Source organism: Actinocrinis sp. (assembly GCF_035650855.1).
GTDB lineage: Bacteria > Actinomycetota > Actinomycetes > Streptomycetales > Catenulisporaceae > Actinocrinis.
Genome location: NZ_DASRGV010000294.1, coordinates 1 through 3,008 on the forward strand (window position 1 = coordinate 1; position 3,008 = coordinate 3,008).

Genomic DNA, 3,008 nt, shown 5'->3' on the forward strand with positions numbered 1-3,008 from the left:
CGGCCCGACAACTCGTCGGCGCCCGGCGCCTCCAGCTTCCGGTACGACACACCGGTCGCCAGGATCACGCTGTGCGCCGCGATCTGCGACCCGTCCGCGAACCGTACGAGCCGGGCCGCCCCGCTGCTCTCCAGACCGGTCACCTCACGGGCGGTGAGGATCTCGGCGCCGAACTTCGCCGCCTGCCGACGGGCCCGGTCGGTGAGCTGGGCGCCCGAGACACCGTCCGGGAAGCCCAGGTAGTTCTCGATCCGCGAGCTCTGCCCGGCCTGCCCGCCGGTCGCCGACCGCTCCACGAGGACGGTCCGCAGGCCCTCCGAGGCCCCGTACACCGCCGCGCCAAGACCGGCCGGCCCGCCGCCGATGACGACCAGGTCGTAGAAGTCGGCCGTGGGTGTCGTCGCCAGCCCCACGTGCGCGGCCAGTTCGGGCACCTCCGGCTCGACGAGCGCCGTACCGTCCGCCGTGATCACCACCGGCAGCCGCTGCCCGTCCTGCCCGGCCGCCGCGAGCAGCCGCTGCCCCTCGGGCTCCTCGGTGGAGTACCAGCGGTACGGCACCTGGTTGCGGGCCAGGAACTCCCGTACGTCCGACGAGCGCGCCGACCACCGGTGACCGACGACCTTGGTGCTCGGCACCGGCCGGAAGTCACTGCGCCGCCACGCCTCCAGCAGGTCGTCGAGCACCGGGTAGAGCTTCTCCTCCGGCGGGTCCCACGGCTTGAGGAGGTAGTGGTCGAGGTCGACGACGTTGATCGCGTCGATCGCCGCGTTCGAGTCCGCGTACGCGGTCAGCAGCACACGCCGGGCGCCCGGATAGAGGTCCAGTGCCTGTTCGAGGAACTCGATGCCGTTCATCTGCGGCATCCGGTAGTCGGCCAGGATCACCGCGACCAGATCACCGCGCAGCTTCAGCTCCCGCAGCGCCTCCAGCGCGGACTCGCCGGACTCCGCGCGCACGATCCGGTACGACCCGCCGTAGCGCCGTCGCAGGTCACGGGCGACGGCCCGGGACACCCCGGGATCGTCGTCCACGGTCATGATGACGGTCCGCGCAGCGTCCGCGGCCTGTGCCATACGTCCCCCACCCTACGGTTGCGGTCATGACTTCGTCGTGCGCTGTGCCGAGTCGCCTGGGCTCAGGTCGACGCGGTCCACACCGCTCCTGCAAGCCCAAACCACGCCTGTCTGGTGAGCTCAGGACGGTTGTGTACTGAACAGTTGGAAACCTAGGCAGTTCTGTACTGAGTTGTCAAGTACGGCGAGCGAGCCTTACCTTCTATGTATGGCGAGACCACGAAGCTTCGACCGCGACCACGTCCTGCATGCCGCCGAGCGGCAGTTCCGCACCTCGGGCTACAACGGCACGAGCGTCGACGACATCAGCGCCGCCACCGGTTTGGGCCGCGGCAGCCTCTATGCCGCCTTCGACGACAAGCACGGCGTGCTGCTGCAGGCGATGACCGAGTACTTCGCCCGGCTGGAGCAGTTGCCGAAGGTACTCGCCGGACCGGACGAGGGCGCCCTGGAACGACTGCACGCGTACTTGCTCCGCGCCGCCGTCAACGGGGTGCCACTCGCCGCCGACGTCCCCCCCGCCCCCGACCGGGCGGCGGCGGCCTGCTTCGGCGCCAAGATGGCCCTGGAGGTCGGCGCCTCCGACCCCGAGGTGAAACGCCTGGCCAACGACTGCTCCTCCGTGGTCGTGACAGCGGTGGCCGAGTGCGTGCGAGCGGCGCAGCGCAACGGCGACATCGACCCCGACGCCGATCCCGACGACCTTGCGCACCTTCTGTGGACCATCATCCGCGGGATCGATGTCGCAGGCGCGTGCGGCCACAGCCCCGCCCGCCTGACCTCGATCGCGGAGAGCGCGTTCGCCTTGCTGCCCCGCCCGCGCCACCACTGAGAAGGGCACAGCCGGCCTCGTTGCACCGGCATCTGAAGCGGTCGGCCCACTTCGACGCCGCGGAGACACGGCCCGAAGGTCTACGCGCCGCCGGGCGGTCGTCTGGGCGGTTGGCAAAGAACTCCGCCCGCATCCAGTCGAGTTGCTCCACCGCATGCGCGGTGTCGCAGGCTTGAACTGCACCGCCCTTGTAGCAGCGGCACGACGGTTGGCGCTGAGAAGGATCATGGCCCGGTGTAGGTGGCGCGCGTGGTGCTCGAACCAAGGCCGATCGGCGTGCTGTCGACGGTCTTTGACGCACAGGTAGTAGACCCGCTCGCCGGGAGGGTCTTGCCCCACATTCGGCATCCGCACAGAGCGCAGCGAAGATGCGATCGCAACGGATAAGCGCTCTGTGTCGCATCCCGGAATTGGGGCTTCGGGCGGCTGAGCCGCGCTGGGTGCGGGTCGCGGCTGCGGTACGCCCCAGCTATGCCACCGGGACCACGGCCGGATCAACCTCCGACCCTCTCAGTCAGGCCATCACTTCGCTCCGATCGGACCATGACCGAAGCGACGGCGATCAGCCTCGCCCGCCCCCGGCGAGGAGCGAACTACCTGATATGGCACCTCCTGAATGAAGCGTCTAAGCGGCAAGCCGGTACTGGTTAGTGAAATCCCGCACGGCCTCGCCGTCGTCGGTGGAGATCGTCAGTTCGAAGATGCGGTGTTCCTCCAGCGCGCCGACATCCTGGTTGCACGTCAAGATTCCGGCATCTACCCCGCCAGTCAGGCATAGACGCAGTTCCTCGACGGGGCGGCGAGTGCGGCGGGTGAGGCGCACCAGGCTCGTCGTCACCCGCGCGTCACGGCCGCCCGCAGCCCGAAACTGCTCGGCGATTGTGGATGCGACAGCCAGGAAGCGCATCTCTCCGCGGCACGCGCGTTCTTCGGCGGCAGATTGCTTGTCCAGGTGCAAGACGTCAATTGGATCCAGTTCGGTAGCCAGGGACCTGACCCACGCGGTACCGCCCCGCCGGTACTCCTCGATTACGCCGAGGGCGAGTAGGAACGGGTAGACCTCTTCCATCGTCTTCGGCTCGGCGATGCCCAGGGTGCTG

3 protein-coding genes are annotated in these 3,008 nt (G+C 69.0%); 1 reads left to right on the plus strand and 2 read right to left on the minus strand.

Annotation, left to right across the window (positions count from 1 at the left end; genetic code table 11):
• Positions 1-1,076: NAD(P)/FAD-dependent oxidoreductase (locus tag VFB40_RS21190; protein WP_324853346.1), on the minus strand; the 1,076-nt coding region annotated here is incomplete at its 3' end.
• 208 nt (positions 1,077-1,284) lie between these two features.
• On the opposite strand from VFB40_RS21190, the gene VFB40_RS21195 reads away from it, so the two are divergent.
• Positions 1,285-1,908 carry a TetR/AcrR family transcriptional regulator gene (locus tag VFB40_RS21195; RefSeq protein ID WP_324853348.1) on the plus strand — a complete coding sequence of 208 codons (624 nt, stop codon included), beginning with the start codon at positions 1,285-1,287 and terminating at the stop codon, positions 1,906-1,908.
• 625 nt (positions 1,909-2,533) lie between these two features.
• On the opposite strand, the gene VFB40_RS21200 is transcribed toward VFB40_RS21195, so the two are convergent.
• The coding region (locus VFB40_RS21200; RefSeq protein ID WP_324853350.1) for a DUF6042 family protein at positions 2,534-3,008 on the minus strand (475 nt) is incomplete at its 5' end.

Bases quoted from the DNA above. Each gene is read 5' to 3' on its own strand.
- VFB40_RS21195 (WP_324853348.1), top strand. From the start codon at position 1,285: ATGGCGAGACCACGAAGCTTCGACCGCGACCACGTCCTGCATGCCGCC.